The sequence below is a fragment of the Janthinobacterium sp. NKUCC08_JDC genome, assembly GCF_019345575.1.
Classification (GTDB): Bacteria; Pseudomonadota; Gammaproteobacteria; order Burkholderiales; family Burkholderiaceae_D; genus Janthinobacterium; species Janthinobacterium aestuarii.
In genome coordinates, this window is record NZ_JAHKQW010000001.1 from 1102734 (window position 1) to 1123208 (window position 20475).

General features: G+C 64.1%; 21 protein-coding genes. 14 read left to right on the forward strand and 7 right to left on the reverse strand.

Annotated elements, in window-relative coordinates:
• Positions 1-87: 87 nt before the first annotated feature.
• The 13 genes from fliF to fliR all read left to right on the forward strand — a co-directional run bounded on the left by fliF (position 88) and on the right by fliR (position 11524).
• Positions 88-1803: a flagellar basal-body MS-ring/collar protein FliF gene (gene fliF, locus KO538_RS05075; RefSeq protein WP_034754020.1), complete on the forward strand. Its 1716-nt coding sequence runs from the start codon at positions 88-90 to the stop codon at positions 1801-1803.
• Positions 1796-2794 (forward strand): flagellar motor switch protein FliG, encoded by a 999-nt coding sequence (gene fliG, locus KO538_RS05080; protein WP_034754023.1) that lies wholly within the window; start codon positions 1796-1798, stop codon positions 2792-2794. The genes fliF and fliG overlap by 8 nt, the downstream gene beginning before the upstream one ends.
• Positions 2795-2837: 43 nt before the next feature.
• Positions 2838-3539, forward strand: a complete 702-nt coding sequence (locus KO538_RS05085; RefSeq protein ID WP_070303646.1) for a flagellar assembly protein FliH — start codon at positions 2838-2840, stop codon at positions 3537-3539.
• Between the two features lie 89 nt (positions 3540-3628).
• Positions 3629-4945, forward strand: a complete 1317-nt coding sequence (fliI, locus tag KO538_RS05090) for a flagellar protein export ATPase FliI (RefSeq protein ID WP_235194273.1) — start codon at positions 3629-3631, stop codon at positions 4943-4945.
• A 32-nt stretch (positions 4946-4977) separates the two neighbouring features.
• On the forward strand, positions 4978-5418 hold the full coding sequence (gene fliJ, locus KO538_RS05095; protein WP_070303632.1) for a flagellar export protein FliJ: 441 nt from the start codon (positions 4978-4980) through the stop codon (positions 5416-5418).
• Positions 5419-5437: 19 nt separating this feature from the next.
• Positions 5438-6709 (forward strand): flagellar hook-length control protein FliK, encoded by a 1272-nt coding sequence (locus KO538_RS05100; protein ID WP_219327625.1) that lies wholly within the window; start codon positions 5438-5440, stop codon positions 6707-6709.
• A gap of 186 nt (positions 6710-6895) precedes the next feature.
• Entirely contained in the window at positions 6896-7408 is a 513-nt protein-coding gene (gene fliL, locus KO538_RS05105) for a flagellar basal body-associated protein FliL (RefSeq protein ID WP_034754032.1), read from the forward strand.
• A gap of 6 nt (positions 7409-7414) precedes the next feature.
• A complete protein-coding gene (fliM, locus tag KO538_RS05110) occupies positions 7415-8401 on the forward strand; it encodes a flagellar motor switch protein FliM (RefSeq protein WP_034754035.1) in 987 nt (328 codons plus the stop codon).
• Positions 8402-8577: 176 nt separating this feature from the next.
• Complete coding sequence (fliN, locus tag KO538_RS05115) at positions 8578-9012, forward strand: flagellar motor switch protein FliN (RefSeq protein WP_034754038.1); 435 nt, start codon at positions 8578-8580, stop codon at positions 9010-9012.
• On the forward strand, positions 9009-9596 hold the full coding sequence (gene fliO, locus KO538_RS05120) for a flagellar biosynthetic protein FliO (protein ID WP_219327626.1): 588 nt from the start codon (positions 9009-9011) through the stop codon (positions 9594-9596). The genes fliN and fliO overlap by 4 nt, the downstream gene beginning before the upstream one ends.
• Entirely contained in the window at positions 9586-10362 is a 777-nt protein-coding gene (gene fliP / locus KO538_RS05125) for a flagellar type III secretion system pore protein FliP (RefSeq protein ID WP_034754042.1), read from the forward strand. Before fliO ends, fliP begins: the two co-directional genes overlap by 11 nt.
• 9 nt (positions 10363-10371) lie before the next feature.
• Positions 10372-10641: a flagellar biosynthesis protein FliQ gene (gene fliQ / locus KO538_RS05130; protein WP_034754044.1), complete on the forward strand. Its 270-nt coding sequence runs from the start codon at positions 10372-10374 to the stop codon at positions 10639-10641.
• Between the two features lie 16 nt (positions 10642-10657).
• Complete coding sequence (gene fliR, locus KO538_RS05135) at positions 10658-11524, forward strand: flagellar biosynthetic protein FliR (protein WP_219327627.1); 867 nt, start codon at positions 10658-10660, stop codon at positions 11522-11524.
• A 9-nt stretch (positions 11525-11533) separates the two neighbouring features.
• On the opposite strand, the gene KO538_RS05140 is transcribed toward fliR, so the two are convergent.
• Positions 11534-12178, reverse strand: coding sequence for a LysE/ArgO family amino acid transporter (locus tag KO538_RS05140; protein ID WP_072455374.1), 645 nt, complete (start codon positions 12176-12178; stop codon positions 11534-11536).
• Between the two features lie 73 nt (positions 12179-12251).
• Between KO538_RS05140 and KO538_RS05145 the strand changes: the two genes are divergently transcribed.
• Positions 12252-13148, forward strand: coding sequence for a LysR family transcriptional regulator ArgP (locus KO538_RS05145; protein ID WP_219327628.1), 897 nt, complete (start codon positions 12252-12254; stop codon positions 13146-13148).
• 9 nt (positions 13149-13157) lie between these two features.
• On the opposite strand, the gene KO538_RS05150 is transcribed toward KO538_RS05145, so the two are convergent.
• From KO538_RS05150 to KO538_RS05175, 6 genes are all read right to left on the reverse strand, one after another.
• On the reverse strand, positions 13158-14417 hold the full coding sequence (locus KO538_RS05150) for an MFS transporter (RefSeq protein ID WP_070303626.1): 1260 nt from the start codon (positions 14415-14417) through the stop codon (positions 13158-13160).
• Between the two features lie 45 nt (positions 14418-14462).
• Positions 14463-14906, reverse strand: coding sequence for a MarR family winged helix-turn-helix transcriptional regulator (locus tag KO538_RS05155; RefSeq protein ID WP_072455380.1), 444 nt, complete (start codon positions 14904-14906; stop codon positions 14463-14465).
• Positions 14907-15071: 165 nt separating this feature from the next.
• The gene (gene flgL, locus KO538_RS05160) at positions 15072-16313 is read right to left on the reverse strand and encodes a flagellar hook-associated protein FlgL (RefSeq protein WP_034754058.1); all 1242 of its coding nucleotides are present in this window, start codon (positions 16311-16313) and stop codon (positions 15072-15074) included.
• A 51-nt stretch (positions 16314-16364) separates the two neighbouring features.
• Positions 16365-18332, reverse strand: a complete 1968-nt coding sequence (gene flgK, locus KO538_RS05165) for a flagellar hook-associated protein FlgK (RefSeq protein ID WP_051991489.1) — start codon at positions 18330-18332, stop codon at positions 16365-16367.
• Positions 18333-18420: 88 nt separating this feature from the next.
• Positions 18421-19347, reverse strand: a complete 927-nt coding sequence (gene flgJ / locus KO538_RS05170; protein ID WP_219327629.1) for a flagellar assembly peptidoglycan hydrolase FlgJ — start codon at positions 19345-19347, stop codon at positions 18421-18423.
• 10 nt (positions 19348-19357) lie between these two features.
• Positions 19358-20473 (reverse strand): flagellar basal body P-ring protein FlgI, encoded by a 1116-nt coding sequence (locus KO538_RS05175; RefSeq protein ID WP_374106826.1) that lies wholly within the window; start codon positions 20471-20473, stop codon positions 19358-19360.
• Positions 20474-20475: the final 2 nt, after the last annotated feature.

Consider the following 20475-nt stretch of genomic DNA (forward strand, 5'->3'; position numbering starts at 1 on the left):
AGTGGCGGATAATTCTGCATATCGCCCCCTCCTCCAGTGGAAGCGGCCCCCACTCAATACCAAACATACGCGCCCCGGAAGGCAATCATGGCTGTAGCCGAAGAAATCGATGTGAACCGCATACCGCCGGAACCGGCGCCTGCCCGCTCGCCCGTGGAGTCCGTGCAAGCGTTCGCCAAGACGCCGATGGGCAAGAATTTCCTGCGCGGCCTGGGCGTGGCGGCACTGATCGCCATCGGCGTGGCACTGTACATGTGGAACCAGCCGCCTGAATACAAAGTCCTGTTCTCCAATTACACGGACCGCGACGGCGGCGCCATCACCGCTTCGCTGGACCAGCTGGGCATCAAGCACAAGTTTTCCGAAGGCGGCGGCGCCATTCTCGTGCCATCCGAGCAAGTCCACGACGCGCGCCTGAAACTGGCCGCGCAAGGCTTGCCGAAGGGCGGCAACGTGGGCTTCGAACTGATGGAAAACCAGAAGCTGGGCGTGTCGCAATTCCTGGAACAGGTCAATTTCCAGCGCGCACTGGAAGGCGAACTGGCCAAATCGATCGAATCCGTCTCCGCCGTCGACACGGCGCGTGTCCACCTGGCCCTGCCCAAACCGTCCGTCTTCGTGCGCGAACAGCAAAAACCGACCGCTTCCGTGCTGCTGAACCTGCATCCGGGCCGCGGCCTCGATCAGTTGCAGGTGAGCGCCATCGTCCACCTGGTGGCGTCGAGCGTACCGGAATTGCTGCCGATCAATGTTACCGTCGTCGACCAGGCCGGCACCTTGCTGTCGAACCAGGAAAAGGACAAGGACCGCGCCAACGGCATCAAGAGCCTGGACCCGAACCAGCTGAAGTACGTGCAGCAGTTGCAGCAAAGCGTGATCAAGCAGGTCGAATCGATCTTGCTGCCCATCGTCGGCGAAGGCAATGTGCGCGCCGAAGCGACGGCCGATGTCGATTTCTCGCAAAGCGAGCAGGCGGCAGAAACCTACAAGCCGAATTCGCCGCCGGAAGCGTCCACCATCCGCAGCCAGCAAACGAGCGAGTCGACGGGCGCCGGCAATGCCAACCCATCCGGCGTGCCGGGTGCGCTGTCGAACCAGCCGCCTGGCGTGGCGACGGCGCCATTGACGGCCGAGGCGCCAGGCGCCCCGGGCGGCGCACCGACGGCGCCGACACAGAAGGAATCGACGACGAATTATGAAGTCGACAAGACCGTGCGCTACGAACAGAAGTCCATGGGCGGCTTGCGCCGCCTGTCGGTGGCCGTCGTCGTCAACTATCGCCGTACTTTCGACAAGGATGGCAAGGTCACGGTCAAGCCGATTTCCCCTGCCGAAATGGTCCAGATCAATAATCTGGTCAAGGAAGCGATGGGCTACAACAAGGAGCGCGGCGACAGCTTCAGCGTGGCCAACTCGCCGTTCGACGGCATCGACCGTGCGCCGGAAGGCAAGCTCGAGTGGTGGCGCGACCCGGCCAACTTGCCGCTGGCCAAGGAATTGGCGAAATTCCTCATCACGGCCCTGATCCTGCTGTATATCTTCATCAAGATCGTGCGCCCGATGCTGCGCCCCGTGATGCGCAAGATCGACGATTTCGGCGCACCGCCGCCCGTCATCGAGCCGGAACTGGAGAAGACGGACGAAGAAAACGAAGTCCTGCTCAGCGAAGCGGAACTGGAAGAACTGGAAGAAGACACTGCCCGCGGTTATCGCGAAAACCTGGCGATGGCCAGAAAACTGGCGCAGGAAGACCCGCGCGTGGTGGCCAACGTGATCAAAGCATGGATAGGCAATAATGACTGAGACAACGGGACTGCAAAAAGCATCGATCCTGATGCTGGCACTGGGCGAGAGCGAAGCGGCCGAAGTGATGAAATTCCTCGGCCCGCGCGAAGTGCTGAAACTGGGCGCCGCCATGGCCACCATGAAGGGCATCGCGCACGAGCAGGTGGTCGAGGTGCTCGGCGACTTCCGCGCGCAGACGGAACTCAATTCCACCGTCGGCCTCGATTCGGACGAATATATCCGCCAGGTGCTGACCAAGGCGCTGGGCGACGACAAGGCGTCCGTGCTGCTGTCGCGCATCTTGGGCGGCAAGGATGCGTCCGGCATCGAATCGCTGAAATGGATGGATTCGCAATCCGTGTCCGAGCTGATCCGCAACGAGCACCCGCAGATCATCGCCACCATCCTCGTCCACCTGGAACGCGACCAGGCTTGCGAAATCCTCGGCCATTTCACGGACCGTTTGCGCAACGACGTGGTCTTGCGCATCGCCACCCTGGACGGCGTGCAGCCGGCCGCCTTGCGCGAACTCAACGACGTGCTGACGAAACTGCTGTCGGGTAACGAGAACATCAAGAAATCGTCGCTGGGCGGCGTGCGCGCGGCGGCCGAGATCCTGAACTTCATGAGCGGCGAGCAAGAAGGCTCCGTCATGGACAACATCAAGAACTACGACAACGACATGGCGCAAAAGATCATGGACGAAATGTTCGTGTTCGACAACGTGATCGACATCGACGACCGCGGCATCCAGTTGCTGCTGCGCGAAGTACAGTCGGAAATGCTGATCATCGCCCTGAAAGGCGCCTCGCAGGAGCTGCGCGACAAGATCTTCAAGAACATGTCGCAGCGCGCCGGCGAGATGATGCGCGAAGACCTCGAGTCGAAAGGCCCCGTGCGCCTGTCGGAAGTGGAATCGCAGCAGAAACAGATCCTGCAGATCGTGCGCCGCCTGGCGGACGAAGGGCAGATTGTCCTAGGCGGAAAAGGCGAGGATTCGTTTGTCTAATTTGATTCCCAAAGAGCAGCAAACCGCCTACCAGCGCTGGGAAATGACCTCGTTTGGCGACGAGCGTCCCAGCGTGGTGGCGGCGCGCAAGCTGCTGGAACCGGACCCCGAGCCCGAGCTAGACCCGTTTGCCGAACTGCACGAGGAAGAGCTGGCCCCGCCGCTCGAATACCCGACGCAGGAAGAGCTCGACGCCATCCGCGAGGAAGCGCGCGCCACGGCCTTCGAGGAAGGCCGCGCGGCCGGCTATGCGGAAGGCCATGCGGCCGGACATGCCGATGGCCATGCCGAATCGTATGCGCAAGGCAAGGCGGCCTCCGCCGTGGAACTGGCGCACCTGCAAACCATCGCCGTCGACTTCGGCACGGCCGTGCACCAGGCAGACGAACTGATCGCCAACGACGTGATGGAACTGGCCCTGCAGCTGGCCAAGGGTATGCTCAAGACGGCCTTGCCCGTGCGCCCCGAACTGATGCTGCCCGTGGTGCGCGAAGCCATCGAATACTTGCCCGTGCTGCAACAACCGGCCTTGCTGATGCTCAACCCGGAAGATGCGCAAGTGGTGCGCGACGGTATCGGCGACGAGCTCGACAAGGGCGGCTGGCGTGTCATCGAAGACCCCAGCGTGGAACGCGGCGGTTGCAAGATCGACACGGCCAGCAACCAGATCGACGCGCAGACGTCCACCCGCTGGCAGCGCCTGACGCATGCGCTGGGCAAAGACCTGGACTGGCTGGCGCCGTGAGCGAGCCCGTCAAAGGCCCCACTGCCCATGCGGCGCGCTGGCGCGCCTACCTGAGCGACTGTTCGGCCGTCGTCGGCTTTGTCGAACCGATGCAAATTTCAGGCCGGGTCACGCGCGTGGCCGGTCTCGTGATGGAAGCCGTGGGCTTGCGCCTGGCCGTCGGCGCCGCCTGTACCGTGCCGCTGCCAAATGGCGGCCGGGTCGAGGCGGAAGTGGTGGGCTTTGAAGGCGAGCGCCTGTTTCTGATGCCGCAAAGCGACGTCGAGGGCATCGTGCCCGGCACGCGCGTGTTTTCCGTCGAACCGGCCATCCCCCGCCCCGGCAGCGTGGCGCACCCGCGCCGCCGCCCCAGCGACCGCGCGCGCCACTTGCCCGTGGGGCCGCAACTGCTGGGCCGCGTGCTCGACGGCGCTGGCCGCCCGCTCGACCAGCTCGGCCCGCTGCACACGGTCGACAGCGCCCCCATCAATGTACGTCCCGCCAATCCGCTGGGCCGCGCGCCCATCGTCGACACATTGGACGTGGGCGTGCGCTCGATCAACGCCATGCTGACTGTGGGCCGTGGCCAGCGCATGGGCCTGTTCGCCGGTTCCGGCGTCGGTAAAAGCGTGCTGCTGGGCATGATGGCCCGCTACACAGAAGCGGACGTGATCGTCGTCGGCCTGATCGGCGAACGGGGCCGCGAGGTGAAGGAATTCATCGAGCAAATCCTGGGCGCCGAAGGCCTGGCCCGCTCCGTCGTCGTGGCCGCGCCGGCCGACACGCCGCCGCTGATGCGCCTGCAAGGGGCCGCATATGCGACGGCCATTGCCGAGTATTTCCGCGACCAGGGGCAGAACGTGCTGTTGATCATGGATTCGCTGACCCGCTACGCCATGGCGCAGCGCGAAATCGCCCTGGCCATCGGCGAACCGCCCGCCACCAAGGGCTATCCGCCGTCCGTCTTCGCCAAGCTGCCCGTGCTGGTGGAGCGGGCCGGCAATGGCGAGGAAGGCGGCGGCTCGATCACGGCCTTCTACACCGTGCTGACCGAAGGCGACGACCAGCAGGATCCGATCGCCGACTCGGCGCGCGCCATCCTGGACGGCCATATCGTGCTGAACCGCCGCCTGGCCGAGGCGGGCCATTATCCGGCCATCGACATCGAACAATCGATTTCGCGCGCCGCCCACTCGATCACCACGCACGAGCACCAGCAGCAGGCGCGCAAGCTGAAACAGCTGTATTCGCGCTATGAACGCAGCCGCGACCTGATCAGCGTAGGCGCCTACAGCGCCGGCACCGACCCCGTGCTGGACCAGGCCATCGCCCTGCATGAAAAGATCGAGGCGTTTTTGCAACAGCAAATCACGGAGCGGGTCAGCATGGACGAGAGCTTGGGGCAACTTACCGCTCTATTCGACTGATTAGGACTTGCATAGCGGGAATATAATCAGCCATGGCTTCTCCTTCCCAACTTGCAACCCTGATCGACCTTGCCCAGCGCGAAACGGACGACTGCGCCAAGCGCCTGGGCGCGGCCCTGAAGGCGCTCGACGATTGCCGCCAGAAGCTCGACATGCTGTCCGGCTACCGCGACGACTATGCCAAGCGCTTCGAGGCGAGCATGAGCAGCGGCATCACGCCGATGGCTTACCGCAATTTCCAGGCTTTCATGGGCAAGCTCGACAGCGCCATCATGGGCCAGCAGCAAGTGGTCGAGCATGCGCAAGCGCGCAGCGACAATGAAAAGATGCGCTGGCAGCTAGCCGAACGCAAGCGCATGTCGTACACCACCCTGAACAACCGGGCGCAGGAACAGGCGCTGAAGCTGGAAAACAAGCGCGACCAGAAAGCAATGGATGAGCACGCGGCGCGACAAGCCTATTACAAACGCTAAGCAACACTAAGGCAGCATCATGCAAACCCAGCCAACCCCGATTTCCCAGATTATCTCGCCGAACGCCACGCCGGGTGCCGCCAACCGCAGCCAGCCGTCCACCAACGGCACGGCGGGCGACTTCCAGCGCACCCTGAACCGCCAGATCGAGCAACGCCAGGCCAGCCGCAATATGTCGCAAACGCAAGCGGCAGCACCGGCGGCCCGTCCTGCCAGCCCCGCCGCCACGCCAGCGCCCGCGGCCCCTGCGCCGGCCAATGAAGCGAAGCCGGCGCAAGCGGGCACAGAACAGGCCGCCAGCAGCGAACACCCGCCAGCACAGTCCACCGAAGCGGCGGCCCCCCCCGCCACCGACAGCACCGTCGCCGAGGCCAACGTTCCCGCCGAAACAGCGCCGCCAGCCGATCCGGCCGCCGCGATGCTGGCCCTCGTGGGCAACATCCAGCTGGCCATCCAGCCGCCAGCGGCCAAGGCCATGCCGGAACTGCCCGCGCGTTCCAGCGTCAAGGCTGACGGCAAAGGCCTGGCAACGGGGCCATTGTTGGCAGCCGGCCAGGGCAGCGGCAAGGCCGCCGCCACTGTCATTGCGCAAGCGGACAGCGGCGACTTTGCCGACAGCCTGGGCCAGGCCCAGGGCAAGGCGGCCGCCACACCAGGCACCGGCGTGCCGGCAGGCAAGGCCGAACCGGGCAAGCTGGCCATCGACGCCCAGCTGGCAGCCACCGCCAAGGCGGGCGCCGCCGTGGCCGAACCGATCCTCAAGGAAACACCAGCCGACCTGAGCCGCCTGGCGGCCCAGTTACAGCCAGGCGCGCTGCAGCAGGCTGCCGCCGCCTTGGCCGTGCCGGCCGACAAGCTGACGGGCCGCGTCGGCTCGCCAGCCTGGGACCAGCAACTGGGGCAGAAAGTCGTGTGGATGGCGGCCGGTGGCGACCAGAGCGCCACCCTGACCCTGAATCCGCCCGACCTGGGACCCGTGCAAGTGGTCTTGACGGTGACCAATGACCAGGCCGACGCCGCCTTCATGTCGGCCCAGCCGGAAGTACGCCAGGCGCTGGAAGCGGCCATGCCGCGCCTGCGCGAAATGATGAGCGAAGCGGGCATCGCCTTCGGCAGCGCCACCGTCTCGGCCGGCACGCCGGAACAGCAAAACAATGGCGAACGCGCCGCCTCGGGCGAACGCCGTGGCAATGGCCAGGGCGGCGGCACTTCCGGTGGCGAGATCGCCATCGCGCCGGCGACGGGCGGACGCAGCCGGGCCAGCCTGAGTGCCGTGGATACCTTTGCCTGAGGACAATTCGTCGTCCGCAGGCCACAGGCGCGCCCCACGGCATAACTTTTCGTATAAAAACAGCGAGTTGAGGGCGCTTCCGCCCTCTTTTCACTGCATCCTTCTGCGCAGAATTTGCCGATAATGACATAATGGCGTCGTGATCCACTTCCATGCACCCGAGTACCATTGAAAGCAAATCCAAAAATGAAAGCAGATCCGAAAGCAGATGCAGGCCTGGCTCCCGCCGGCGCCTCGAAAAAGAAGCTTCTGATCATTGTGCTGGCCTCGGTGCTGGTGGCCGGCGGCATCGGTGGCGGTGCCGCCTGGTACTTCCTGCATGGCAAGGCCGATAAAGAAGAATCGGCGCCGAGCAAGAAAAAACATGCCGCTTCCAAGGCAGGTCCACCCGTATTCGTGCCCGTCGATGCGTTCACCGTCAACTTGCAGCCGGAAAATGGCGAGCAATACCTGCAGATCGCGTTTACCCTGCAAGTGGGCAGCCCGGAAGAAATGGATTCCATCAAGCTGAACATGCCGAAAGTGCGCAGCCGCTTGCTGTTGCTGCTGTCGGGCAAGAAGGCGTCCGAACTCAATACCGTGGAAGGCAAGCAGCAGCTGGCGGCCGAAATCATCAATCAGGTGAACCAGCCGTTCGAGGACAAAGGGCCGGAGCAGGACGTGACGGACGTATTATTTACCGCATTCATCATTCAATAAGCAGCCATGGCCGATAATTTCCTCTCCCAGGAAGAAGTCGATGCCCTTCTGAAGGGCGTCAACGGAGACCAGGACGACGCGCAGGCGCCGGAAGATGTCACGGGAGTTCGTACCTACAACCTGGCAACCCAGGAGCGCATCGTGCGCGGCCGGATGCCAACGTTGGAAATTATCAACGAGCGTTTCGCCCGGCTGCTGCGCGTGGGCCTGTTCAACTTCCTGCGCCGCAGCGCCGAAGTGTCGGTCGGTTCCGTGCGCGTCTCGAAATACAGCGAGTTCATCCGCAACCTGGTGGTGCCGACCAATCTGAACCTGGTGCACATGAAGCCGCTGCGCGGCACGGCCCTGATGGTCTTCGATCCGGGCCTCGTCTTCCTGCTGGTCGACAACCTGTTCGGCGGCGACGGGCGCTTCCATACGCGCGTCGAAGGACGCGACTTTACGCAGACGGAGCAGCGCATCATCCTGCGCATCCTCGACATCGTCTTTGAAGCCTATACCAAGTCGTGGGAACCGGTCTTCCCCGTCGAGTTCGAATATATCCGTTCGGAAATGAACACGCAGTTCGCCAACATCGCCACGCCGAACGAGGTGGTGGTGGCTTCCACGTTTACGGTGGAACTGGGCTCCGTTTCCGGACAAATTCACTTCTGCATGCCGTATTCGATGATCGAGCCGATCCGCGATTCGCTGACCTCGAGCCTGCAGGGCGAGGCGCTGGAAGTGGACAAGCGCTGGATCCGCCTGATGACGCAGCAGATCCAGATCGCCGAAGTCGAGCTGGTGGCCTCGCTGGGCACGGCGCGCGTGTCGTTCGATGAAATCCTGAACATGAAGGTGGGCGACATCATCCCCCTGAATATTCCGGAACTGATCGCCGCCACCGTCGACGGCGTGCCCGTGATGGATTGCACGTACGGCGTGCTGAACGGACAATATGCATTGAAGGTGGAGAAACTCCTCGCCAATGCCGATAACATGAACAACCACTAAACACCTGACCAAACCTACTGCGCGTCGCGCTTTGCGGCCTGCGATGCTCACCGTGCTCCAGCACGGTTGCGCTTCTTAGCCACAAATCACTGCCGCTCGCTACGGTTTTGCCAGGCGTTACAATTAATATATACACTGGCCGCTTGGCGGCCAACTCTGTACAACAGGAGAAACACATGTCTGACAACCAAGACGACCAAAGCGCGGAAGACGATTGGGGCGCGGCCATTGCCGAGCAGGCCAAGGCGGAAGCCGAAGCGCTGCAGAACCAGGCCGCCAATACGGCCAGCGCGGCCAGCGCCGCCGTGTTCAAGGACTTTTCCAAGCAGGCGTCGAAGTCGGAAACGCACAACGATATCGATTTCATCCTCGATATCCCCGTGCAGCTGACGGTCGAACTGGGCCGCACCAAGATCGCCATCAAGAACCTGCTGCAACTGGCGCAGGGCTCCGTGGTCGAGCTCGACGGCCTGGCCGGCGAACCGATGGACGTGCTGGTCAATGGCTGCCTGATCGCCCAGGGCGAAGTGGTGGTGGTCAATGACAAGTTCGGCATCCGCCTGACCGACATCATCACGCCTTCCGAACGCATCCGAAAATTGAATAAATGAAGCCTGGCCTGTTGATTTCCACCATGCTGCCGCTGATGGCGGCATGCAGCATTGCGCTGGCTGAAGCGCCAGCCGCGTCCGCACCAGCGGCCAGCGCCGCCACCGCTTCCGCCGCAGTGGCAAGCGAGACGCCGCCTGCCGCCGCAACGGCGCCAGCAGCTTCTCCGGCTGCCTCGCCTGCCGCCGCCCTGCCCGCCATGCCGCCTGGCGCACCGGCGACGATGGCGCCGGCAAGCTCGGCCGGCAGCTTGCTGCAAACCATCTTCGCGCTGATGTTCGTGCTGGCCCTCTTGATCGGCCTGGCCTGGTTCATGAAGCGCTATGGCCCCAAGGTCATGGGCGGCAACAACAAGATGCGCGTCGTCAGCTCGCTCAACCTGGGCGGACGCGAACGCATCGTCCTCGTCGAAGTGGCCGACCAGTGGATCGTCGTCGGCGCCTCGCCCGGCCGGATCAACGCGCTGGCCACCATGCCGCGCCAGGAAGGCGACCTGCCGCAACTGGCCACGGCGCAAAACGGCCCCGCGGCCGCCAATTTTTCCGAGTGGCTGAAACAGACCATCGAAAAACGCAATGGGAAATAAGCAGCAGATGGCGTGGTCCACCTTGAAGACTCCCCTGACCTGGCTGCTGGCGGCCGTTGCCCTGGCCTTGCCGCTGTGGGCGATGGCCCAGCCTGGCATCCCTGCATTCAACAGCACGCCGGCGCCGGGCGGCGGCCAGAATTACTCGCTGCCGGTGCAGACGCTCATCCTGATGACGTCGCTCACCTTTTTGCCGGCGGCCCTGTTGATGATGACCTGCTTTACGCGCATCATCATCGTGCTGTCCCTGCTGCGCCAGGCCATCGGCACGCAATCGGCACCGCCGAACCAGGTGCTGGTGGGCCTGGCCCTGTTCCTGACCCTGTTCGTCATGGGGCCCGTGTTCGACAAGATCTATACGGATGCCTACCAGCCCTACCAGGAAAACAAGATCACCATGCAGCAGGCGATGGACAAGGGCGTCGATCCCCTGAAAACCTTCATGCTCAAGCAGACGCGCCAGGCCGACCTGGCCCTGTTTGCCAAGATGTCGCGCTCACCGGCCCTGCAAGGTCCGGAAGACGTGCCGCTGCGCATCCTCGTGCCCGCCTTCGTCACCAGTGAACTGAAGACGGCGTTCCAGATCGGCTTTGCCATCTTCATCCCGTTTTTGATCATCGACATGGTGGTCGCCAGCGTGCTGATGTCGATGGGTATGATGATGATGTCGCCCGCCACGATCTCGCTGCCGTTCAAGCTGATGCTGTTCGTGCTCGTCGATGGCTGGCAGTTACTGCTGGGCTCGTTGTCTCAGAGTTTTTACTAGGGGAAGCAGATGACACCCGAAAGCGTCATGACCCTGGGCCGCCATGCGATGGAAATCACGCTGATGGTGGCCGCGCCCATGCTGCTCGTCGCCCTCATCATCGGCCTGATCGTCAGTATCTTCCAGGCGGCCACGCAGATCAACGAGGCGACCCTCTCCTTCATCCCCAAGCTGGTCGGCATCTTTGTCGCCATCGTCGTGGCCGGTCCGTGGATGCTGTCCGTCATGCTCGACTACATGCGCCAGGTGTTTACGGGCATCCCGAACCTGGTGGGTTAGTGCAGCCACTGTTGCCATGCTGACCCTGTCCAGCATCGAACTCAATACGTGGATCGCAGCATTGCTGTGGCCGCTTAGCCGCATCCTCGGCCTGATCGCGGCCGCCCCCCTGTTCGGCAATGCGGCCCTGCCGGCCACCGTCAAGGTGACCCTGGGCGCGCTGCTGGCCATGATCATCGCCCCCACCGTGCCGGCCTTGCCGGCCGTCAACCCGATGTCCCTGCCCGGTTTGCTGATCCTCACGCAGGAAATGCTGGTGGGCCTGGCCATGGGTTTTTCCATCCGCATCGTGTTTTCCGCCATCGAAATGGCCGGCGAACTCAGCAGTCTCACCATGGGCCTGGGCTTTGCCTCATTCTTCGACCCGCAAACCAAGGGCAGGTCGTCGGCCATCAGCCAGTTCCTCGTGATGCTGGCCACCTTGATGTTTTTGACCGTCAACGGCCACCTGGTCTTGCTGGCGGCGCTGGCGGAAAGCTTTGTCAGCCTGCCCATTTCGGCTAGCCCCATCAGCGGCGGCGGTTTCCAGCAATTGGCTGCCTGGGGCGGGGAAATCTTCCGTTCCGGCCTGCAAATTTCGCTGCCCATCATCGCCGCCCTGCTGCTGACCAACGTGGCCCTGGGCATCTTGACGCGGGCCGCGCCGCAGCTGAACATTTTCGGTATCGGCTTTCCCGTCACCCTGGGCGTAGGCTTGCTGGTGATCGGCATGGTCCTGCCCTACCTGGCCACGCCCTTCCAGAACATGTTCCTGCGCGGCATAGAAACGGCGCGTTTGCTGCCGCGCGGCTTTGCCACCCGCGACCGGCCACCACCGCCGGCGCCGCCGACCCCCTTGCGTCCCGCACTGCCTGCGCCGGCGCCGCTGCCGCCCACGCGCTGATCAGACCTATCAGCCCAGCGCGTGGCGCAGCAGCAGCGCCGACAGCACGAACATGGTCACACCGATCAAGCCATCGAGCACTTGCCAGGCCCGCGGCCGCGCAAACCACGGCGCCAGCCAGCGCGCGCCATAGCCGAGCGAAGCAAACCACAGCAGGCTGGCCGCGCTGGCGCCAGCAATAAACCAGGCGCGCAGCGCGCCCGGCTGCTGGGCGCCGATACTTCCCACCAGCAATACCGTATCCAGATAGACATGAGGGTTGAGCAAGGTAAAGGCGGCTGCCTGCGCCAGGATGGCAGCCAGGCCGAGACCTGCACCGCCCTCGGCGGCGTGCAGCTGCTGGGGACGGCGGGCGCGCCGCAGGGCTTGCCAACCATAGACGGCCAGAAAAATGGCACCGCCCAGCGCCAGCGCGCTGGCCAGCATGGGACGCTGCCCCAGCGCCCGGGACATGCCCAGGACGCCGGCGGCAATCAGCGCCGCGTCGGCCAAGGCACAGAACAGCACGATGGCGCCCACGTGTTCGCGGCGCAAGCCTTGCCGCAAGACAAAGGCATTTTGCGAGCCGATGGCAACGATGAGTCCCAGACCCAGGGTCAAGCCCTGGAGAAAGACGGAAAAAACGAGTGGTGTGGTGGCGGTCGGGAGTGTCATGCGGCGATCTTGCCAGCCGCATGGAATGAAGGCAAACTACCTTTTCTACAGCCAGTTAAGGAGAACTTCATTCATGCTCGATTATGCCGCCCTCGCCGCACTGGCCGCCGTCATCCGCGAAGGCAGTTTCGAGCGCGCGGCGCGCGCCTTGCACGTGACGCCATCAGCCATTTCGCAGCGCATCCGCCTGCTGGAAGAGCGCGTCGGCTGCGCGCTGGTCATCCGCGACCAGCCCTGCCGCGCGACGGAAACGGGCCGGCGCTTGTGCCAGCATGTGGACCAGGTGCAATTGCTGGAACAGGATTTGCAGGGCACCTTGCCGGCGCTGGCAGCGCAGGGCATGTCGCGCGCCAGCGTGCCCATCGCCGTGAACGCCGACAGCCTGGCCACCTGGCTGGCGCCCGCCATCGCCGCCTTCGGGGCCGCGCATCCGGTGCTGCTGCAAGTGGCCGTCGACGACCAGGACCATACGGCCGAGTGGCTGCGCAGCGGCGCCGTGCTGGCCGCCGTCAGCGCCACGGCCCGGCCCGCTTCCGGCTGCAACAGCCGTCCGCTGGGCGCCATGCGCTACCTGGCGGCCGCCAGTCCCGCCTTCCTGCAGCGGCATTTTGCCCACGGCGTCGGCGCCGCCAGCCTGGCGCTGGCGCCCAGCCTCGTCTTCAACGCCAAGGATGAGCTGCAGGCGCGCTGGGTGCGGCGCCTGTGCCACCGGCACGTGGAGTTGCCGCGCCACACCCTGCCCTCGTCGCATGCTTTCGTCACGGCCGCCCTGGCCGGCATGGGCTGGGGCTTGCATCCGCAGGCGCTGATCCAGTCCCATCTCGATAATGGCAGCCTGGTCGAACTGCTGCCCGATGCGCCATTGGACGTGCCCCTGCACTGGCATACGGCGCGCGCAGCCTCCAGCCTGCTCGATGGCTTGAGCGCCGCCATCCTGGCCGCCGCCCGCACGGGCCTGCTGCCGCCCTGATTGCCAGCGTCAGCGCTGGTCGCTGCTGAGTGCGAAGCGCCAGCGCCGCAGGTCGACGTTCAAGCGCAACTGGTGATGCTTGACCAGATAGCGCACGCCGACGAGGGCCGCCGCCAGACCGGACAAAGCGCCGATGCCCAGCGCCCAGCGCGGGCCGAAGGTGTCGGCCACCCAGCCCACGATGGGTGCGCCCAGCGGCGTGCCGCCCGCCGAAATGGCCAGCACGATGGCCATCACGCGGCCCCGCATGGCGGGCGCCGTCGACAGTTGCACGCTGCTGTTGACGCTGGTGGTAAAGGTTTGCGCGGCAATGCCGATGACCACCAGCATCATGCCGAACAGCCAGTAATTGGGCATCACGGCGGCCAGCGCGCACGCCAGGCCGAACAGTGCGGCCGCGCCCAGCAGCAAGGCCAGCGTGGGCTGGCCGCGCCCCGCCGCCAGCAAGGCGCCGGCCACGGAGCCGCAAGCCATAATCGAACTGAGCACGCCATACTGGCCCGCACCCGCATGGAAGGCCGTGACGGACATGGTCGACAGGAAAATCGGAAAATTCAGGCCGAAGGTGCCGATCAGGAACAGCATCAGCAGGATGGCCATCAGGTCGGGCCGCTGGCGCACGTAGCGGAAACCCTCGCCCAGGCTGGCGCGTGTGGCCTTCAGGCGCGGCGCGCGGCGCAGCAATTCCACGCGCAGCAGCAACAGCGAACCGATCACGGCGGCAAACGAGACGGCGTTGATGATGAAGACCCAGCCGCTGCCGACGCTGCTGATGAGCAAGCCGGCCACGGCCGGGCCCAGCATGCGCGCCGCATTGAACGACGTGGAATTGAGCGCCACGGCATTGGTCAAGTCTTCCTCGCCGACGATTTCGGCAACGAAGGTCTGGCGCACGGGCGAATCGAAGGCCGTCACGCAGCCGAGCAGGAAAGCAAACACATACACGTGCCACAGTTGCACGAGGCCGCTGATGCACAGCAAGCCCAGTCCCAGCGCAAGCAATCCCATGGCCGCCTGCGTGCACAGCAGCAGCTTGCGCCGGTCGAGCAAGTCGGCCGCCATGCCCGTCAGGGGCAGCAACAGCAGCTGCGGGCCGAATTGCAAGGCCATGACGATGCCGACGGCGCTGGCATTGTGCTGCGTCAATTCGCTGAGCACCAGCCAATCCTGCGCCGTGCGCTGCATCCAGGTGCCGATATTCGACACGAGGGCGCCGCCGGCCCAGATACGGTAATTGGGAATGCGTAGCGAACGGAATGTGTTGTTCATCTGGGCGTGCGGGCTCCTTGCCGGGTGTTAAGGTCTAGCAGCGGATCATTCCGCCAAGCGTTTGAGTAATGCCACCGCCTTGTCCAGTTCGGTGACTTCGTCCGGCGTGAGCCGGGTTTCGATGGTGCGCGCCAACCAGTCTTCTCGCGCGGCGCGGCTGGCCGCGATCCAGACGCGGCAGCTGTCCGTCAGGGTCAGGATCGTTTGCCGTCCGTCAGCCGGATCGGGCGAACCCGTCACCATCCGCGCTTCCGTCAAGGCTTGCACGGTGGCGGCCATCGACTGGGGCCGCATGCCTTCGGCGCGGGCCAGGCTGCTGGCCGTGGCGGGGCCGTCGCGCTCGAGACGGCTCAGCACGGATGCCTGCGACATGCTGACATCCCCCAGGTGCGCCTCTTCGCGCAGGCGGCGGCGCAACTTGCCGATCAGGATGCGCAATTCGCCGGCCAGTTGCAGGACTTGTTCGTGGTCTTCTTGTGTCGTGTGCATGGGAGCGAAAGTGGATCAACGGCCCCTACTATAACAGATATGCAGGTAGACTGCACAGTTTGCCTGCATATCTTGCCTAAGTGACCAGAATGTGGACGCAAAAAAGCCGGGGCGGGAGATATCCTCCCTGCCCCGGCTTGCCGGTCATCCTGCCGATGCCCGTTCTTAGCTGATGTAGTTAAACAGCGACAAGCCCGAGATCGAAGTGAACGTTTTTTGCGCCGCCTGCAGGGTTACCTGTTGCTGGCTGAAGGTGGAAATGGCTTTCACCATGTCCAGGTCCTGCAGGTCCGACAGGGTGGTGGCGTACTGGATGTCGAGGTCATCACCGGCGCTGTCGAGGTAATCGAGTTCCTTCATGCGGGAACCGACGTCGGCGCGCACGGACAGCACGTTATCGTAGGCCGTGTCGAGAATATTGTGCGCGGCGTTCAAGCCGTTCGTCAGGCGCGCCTGGGCAGCATCGCCACTGCCCGTCTGGCGCAGTACGCCGATCAGGTTTTTCACGGTGGTAAACAGCGACTCCTTGGCGCTCGGCTCCAGGGTAAAGCTGTCCTGGTCGGCCGGCTTGCCCGTGATGTTCACTTGCTGGCCGTCGAAGGTGATGGCGTCGCCCGCCTTGTAGGGGATGGGGACGGCAGGATTGGGCACCGTCTGGCCCAGGGTGGCGTCGGTGACGGTATAGGTGGTGACGGCGTCCGTCCCCGTGCCCGTGACCTTGAAGTCGATCGAATATTTATGCCCCGTCAATGCCGACGGATCCGTCACCGTGCCGCCCGAGACCACGCCCGAGCCGCCGCGCGTGAAGTTGGCGGCGGCGGCGGCCGTGGTGAACTTGCCGTTGCCCGTCAGGTTGTTTTCAAACACGGTGGCGCCGGAATCGCTGGTGGCCAGGTAGCGCGCCGAACCCACCTGCAGTTCGCGCTGGCCCTGGTCGCCCACGTAGCTGGCGCCCGTCGGCGTCTGGCTGAATGGCTGGGTCGTGGATTTATAGCCGGAGAACAGGTAGCCGCCCGCGCCATCGGCCGTGTTCGCGATGCCCAGCAAGTCGGTCAGCCGGCCTTCCAGTTCCCTGGCCAGGGTATCGCGGTCGACGTCCTTCAGGGCCGGATTACCGGCTTTCAGGACCAGGTCCTTGACGTCGGCGATCAGCGAGGTGGTGCTGCCCAGCGCCAGCTCTTCCTGCGACAGGAAGTTCTTCGCGTTCGAACGGTTCGTCACGAACTGGGTATTGATCGATTGCGACTGCGTCACTTCCAGCGCGCGCGCCGAGGCGATCGGATCGTCGGCCGGCGTCAGATTGCGGCGGTTCGACGACAGCTGCATCTGCGTACGGTTCAAGGCGCCCTGCAGATTGTTCAGCTGCGAGCTGCCCTGGTCATAAATCATTCGTGTGCTGATGCGCATGATGCTGCCCTTCCAGAAAGCCGCCGCGCGCTACGTCGCGGCAAAAATTGATTAACGTCCGAGGCCGATCACCACGTCGAACAGGGTGCTAGCAATCTGCATGACCTTGCCGCACGCCTGGTAGGACTGCTGATAACGCAGCAGGTTGGCCGCCTCTTCGTCGAGGTTGACGCCGGAGACAGCCTGCTGCTGGGTGCTAACCTGCTGCAGCAAGGCCAGACTGGCCAGGCCGCTGACCTGCACTTCGCGCGTCTTGTTGCCCACGAAGCTGACGGTTTGCGCATACGAACCCTGGAACGTGGCATTGCCGCCATCGAGGATGTTCTTCGTTTGCAAGCCCGCCAGCAGCGCGGCGTTGCGGTTGTCGCCCACGCCGCCCGTATTGGGCTTGATGGTAAAGGTGTCGCCCTGCGCCGGCGCGCCCGTCATGCTGACATTGATGCCGCCAAAGCTGAAGTTGTCGCCTTCCGTATACGGGATGTTCGCCGTGCCGGCCGGATACGTCGTGGTGGCGCCGTTCAAACCCTTGACCGTCACCGCCTGGCCCGCCGGGAAACCCGTCAGCGAGGTGGTCGCCTTGTCATACGTCAAGGTCACGGGACCCGTCAGGGCATTGCCCGGGGTCAGGTAGGCCTTGTCGACGGAGCCGGCGCTGAGCTTGCCCGAACCCGTATTGGCCACGGGCGCCGACGTGGCGATCGGCGCGGCGGCGGCGATCTTGTTGCGGTCGGTGATCAGCACGTTCAGACCGGCCGCGCCATTCGCCGTCGGCCGGATGACGTAGTTGTCGCCCTGGGCGGCCGTGCCCGAGATCGAGAAATCGACGCCGTCGATGGTTTGCGGCCCCGTTTGCGGATACGGATTGATGATGGTGTGTGCGCCGTCGGACTCGCGCGTCACCACATAGTTGCTGCCATCGTATTTCAGGCTGTAATCGCTGGCCGTCAGCTTGGTCGGGTCGCTGACCTTGGCCGACAGCACGGTGGTGCTGCTGGTGTTGTTGCCGCGGTCAGCGCCGATCACGGGATCGGGAATCTTGAAAAAATCGCCGCCCATGGCGCCATTCAGATCCTGGCCCAGCTTGTGCTGGTCGTTGAAGGTGCTGGCCAGCGCGATGGCCACCTTGCCCAGCGAGTTCTGGACATTGTCCAAGGTGCCGCTACGAAATTCCAGCAAGCCGCCCAGCGAGCCACCGGTCAGGGAGTTGTCCGGCAGCACGGTCACGGTATTACCCGTGACATAGCCCACCTCGATGCGGTTCGGGTCCGTGCGCGAAGGCGTGGCCGCCAGCTCGAAGCTGCGGTCGGCCACCACCAGGGGCTGCCCCGCGCCGATGGAAATGGTGACGGTATTGTTGGCAGCGGGCTGCACCGTCGCCTTCACGTATTTGTTCAATTCCGTGATCAGCTGGTCGCGCTGGTCCAGCAGATCGTTGGGCTGGTTGCTGGCGTCGACCGACAACTGGGAAATCGACTTGTTCAACTCGGCGAGCTGCTTGGCGTAGGTATTGATGACCGTCACATTCGACGTGATCTGCGAATTGACGCCGTCGCCGATCTCCGTCAGGCGCGCGCTCAACCCCTGGAAGCGGGAAGCGAGCGAGCCGGCGCTCGACAGCAGCGCCTGGCGCGACGCCACCGAGGAAGGATTGGCGCTGAAATCCTGCACGCCCTTGAAGAAATCCTGCATGGCGGGCGACAGGCCCGCCGTGGGATCGGCCAGCAAGTTATCGATCTGGCTGATCTGCGTGTAATAGGCGTCGAGTGAGCTGGTCGCGCTTTGCGCGGCATTGACCTGGGTGGCCATGAAGCTGTCGTACTGGCGCTTGATCTGCGACACTTCCGTGCCCGTGCCAACGAAGCCATAGCCAGCATAGTTGGACTGCGAAGTCTGCTGCAGCACCACCTGGCGGTTGTAGCCGGCCACGTTGGCATTGGTGATGTTATGCCCGGTCGTCGACAGGCCCACCTGCGCTGCAAGCAAACCGCTCTTACCGATGCTGAGTAGATTCGAAGTCATGGTGTCTTATTGGTTACCGTCAAATGTATTTACGGCAGCCGCGGCGAAAACTTGAAGCGCGCGGCCTGCACGGGAGCACGGCGGGTTGCTAGCCGACCAGCGAATTCTTGATAATTTTTGTCAATTTGGCAGCGTAATTCGGGTCCGTCGCATAGCCGGCTTTCTGCAAGCCGTGAGCAAACGTGCTGGCGTCGCCCGCGCTGGCCAGGACTTTTTCGTAGCGCTTGTTGTTGGTAATCAGCTGCGCATAATCCTTGAAGCTGTCCGCGTAGCTGTCGTAGGCGCGGAATTTTTCCACCTTGCGCTGCGCCTTGCCATTCACATATTCCGTGGTGACGGCTTCCGTGACCTTGCCCTTCCAGTCGCTCGACGCCTTGATGCCGAACAGGTTGTGGCTGCTGCTGCCGTCGCGGGCGATGATTTCGCGCTTGCCCCAGCCCGTTTCCAGCGCCGCCTGGCCCAGCATGAACTTGGCCGGGATGCCGGTGGCGCGGCTCGCTTCTTCCGCATGCACGCCGAGCTTTTCCTGGAAGGCGCGCACGTGCGGCGCCTGCGTGGCGTTGGCCTTGTCGCTCAGGGTCTTGCCGGTGCCGGTGGCGCTGGCTGCGCCCCCGGTGAGGGCGCCCTGCTGCTGGCGGAAGGCGGCCAGCGCCTGCGCCATGCTCGACGAACGGGGCGACGGCGCTTCAGTGCCATCGGCGGCCAGTGCCTGGTTCGACGACGACAACTGGCGGATCAGCACGTCCGCCAGGCCCGTGCCGCGCTTGGCCAGGTTCTGGCTCGTCTGCTGGTCCAGCATCGAGGTGTACATCTTGCTTTGCTGGCTATCCATGATGCCGTCCTGCGGCGTGGCTTCGCGCATACTTTTCATCATCATGTTGATGAACATGGCTTCAAATTGCGTGGCCGCCTCTTTCAGAGCGGCAGGGTCCTTCGCCTTGGCGGACTGGCGCAAGCCATCCATGCCCTTGACGTCATAGGCGGCGGTATTGCTGAGGTCGGTTTGGCTGATCATGGCGTATCCATCAAATGATTTCAAGTTCGGCGCGCAGCGAACCGGCCGCCTTCATCGCCTGCAGGATGGCCAGCAAGTCTTGCGGCGAGGCGCCGATGGCGTTCAAGGCTTTCACCACCTCGGACAGCGAGGCGCCGCCCTTGACCAGCATGACCTTGCCCGGTTCCTTCTTGATATCGATCTGCGCCGTCTGCGTGACCACCGTGCGCCCGCCCGACAAGGGAGCCGGCTGGCTCACCTGCGGCTCGACATTGATGGTGACGGACAGGTTGCCGTGCGAAATGGCGCACGTTTCCAGGGTCACGGACTGGTTCATCACGACGGAACCGGTGCGCGCATTCATGATGACCTTGGCCGCCAGGCGGGCCGGATTGATTTCGATGCTTTCCAGCTGGCCCAGGAAGGACACGCGCTGGTCGCTGCCGCCCGGCGACTGCACCTGGATCACGCGGCCATCGAGCGCGGCGGCCGTGCCAGCGCCGTAGCGGCTGTTGATGGCGTCGACCACGCGGCTGGCGGTGGCGAAATCGGTGGCGTTCAATTCCAGGCGGATCGTATTGTTGGCGCCCAGCGCCGAAGGCACGGTGCGCTCGACGGTCGCGCCGCCCGAGATGCGTCCCACGCTCAGGTGGTTGATGACAACGGAGCTGCCGGCCGCCTGCGCGCCCACGCCGCCCACCAGCACATTGCCCTGCGCCATGCCGTACACCTGGCCATCGGCGCCCTTCAATGGGGTCATCAGCAAGGTGCCGCCGCGCAAGCTTTTCGCATTGCCCATCGACGACACCGTCACGTCGAGCAGCTGGCCCGGCTGGGCAAACGCGGGCAAGGCCGTCGTCACCATTACGGCGGCCACGTTTTTCAATTGCAAGCTCGTGCCTTGCGGCAAGTTGATACCTTGCTGCTGCAGCATGGCCGCCACGCTCTGGATGGTAAATGGGGTTTGCGTGGTCTGGTCGCCGCTGCCGTCGAGGCCGACGACGAGGCCATAGCCCATCAGCTGATTCTGGCGCACGCCGGCGATGCTGGCCAGGTCCTTGATACGCTCGGCCTGCGCCACGGGCGCCAGCAGGGAAGCAGCCAGGCCGCAGATAGCCAAGAAACGGGGGAAAGTCAACATTGCCATGA

Bases quoted from the DNA above. Each gene is read 5' to 3' on its own strand.
- fliF (WP_034754020.1), top strand. From the start codon at position 88: ATGGCTGTAGCCGAAGAAATCGATGTGAACCGCATACCGCCGGAACCG.
- fliG (WP_034754023.1), top strand. From the start codon at position 1,796: ATGACTGAGACAACGGGACTGCAAAAAGCATCGATCCTGATGCTGGCA.
- KO538_RS05085 (WP_070303646.1), top strand. From the start codon at position 2,838: ATGACCTCGTTTGGCGACGAGCGTCCCAGCGTGGTGGCGGCGCGCAAG.
- fliI (WP_235194273.1), top strand. From the start codon at position 3,629: ATGCAAATTTCAGGCCGGGTCACGCGCGTGGCCGGTCTCGTGATGGAA.
- fliJ (WP_070303632.1), top strand. From the start codon at position 4,978: ATGGCTTCTCCTTCCCAACTTGCAACCCTGATCGACCTTGCCCAGCGC.
- KO538_RS05100 (WP_219327625.1), top strand. From the start codon at position 5,438: ATGCAAACCCAGCCAACCCCGATTTCCCAGATTATCTCGCCGAACGCC.
- fliL (WP_034754032.1), top strand. From the start codon at position 6,896: ATGAAAGCAGATCCGAAAGCAGATGCAGGCCTGGCTCCCGCCGGCGCC.
- fliM (WP_034754035.1), top strand. From the start codon at position 7,415: ATGGCCGATAATTTCCTCTCCCAGGAAGAAGTCGATGCCCTTCTGAAG.
- fliN (WP_034754038.1), top strand. From the start codon at position 8,578: ATGTCTGACAACCAAGACGACCAAAGCGCGGAAGACGATTGGGGCGCG.
- fliO (WP_219327626.1), top strand. From the start codon at position 9,009: ATGAAGCCTGGCCTGTTGATTTCCACCATGCTGCCGCTGATGGCGGCA.
- fliP (WP_034754042.1), top strand. From the start codon at position 9,586: ATGGGAAATAAGCAGCAGATGGCGTGGTCCACCTTGAAGACTCCCCTG.
- fliQ (WP_034754044.1), top strand. From the start codon at position 10,372: ATGACACCCGAAAGCGTCATGACCCTGGGCCGCCATGCGATGGAAATC.
- fliR (WP_219327627.1), top strand. From the start codon at position 10,658: ATGCTGACCCTGTCCAGCATCGAACTCAATACGTGGATCGCAGCATTG.
- KO538_RS05140 (WP_072455374.1), bottom strand. From the start codon at position 12,178: ATGACACTCCCGACCGCCACCACACCACTCGTTTTTTCCGTCTTTCTC.
- KO538_RS05145 (WP_219327628.1), top strand. From the start codon at position 12,252: ATGCTCGATTATGCCGCCCTCGCCGCACTGGCCGCCGTCATCCGCGAA.
- KO538_RS05150 (WP_070303626.1), bottom strand. From the start codon at position 14,417: ATGAACAACACATTCCGTTCGCTACGCATTCCCAATTACCGTATCTGG.
- KO538_RS05155 (WP_072455380.1), bottom strand. From the start codon at position 14,906: ATGCACACGACACAAGAAGACCACGAACAAGTCCTGCAACTGGCCGGC.
- flgL (WP_034754058.1), bottom strand. From the start codon at position 16,313: ATGCGCATCAGCACACGAATGATTTATGACCAGGGCAGCTCGCAGCTG.
- flgK (WP_051991489.1), bottom strand. From the start codon at position 18,332: ATGACTTCGAATCTACTCAGCATCGGTAAGAGCGGTTTGCTTGCAGCG.
- flgJ (WP_219327629.1), bottom strand. From the start codon at position 19,347: ATGATCAGCCAAACCGACCTCAGCAATACCGCCGCCTATGACGTCAAG.
- KO538_RS05175 (WP_374106826.1), bottom strand. From the start codon at position 20,473: ATGGCAATGTTGACTTTCCCCCGTTTCTTGGCTATCTGCGGCCTGGCT.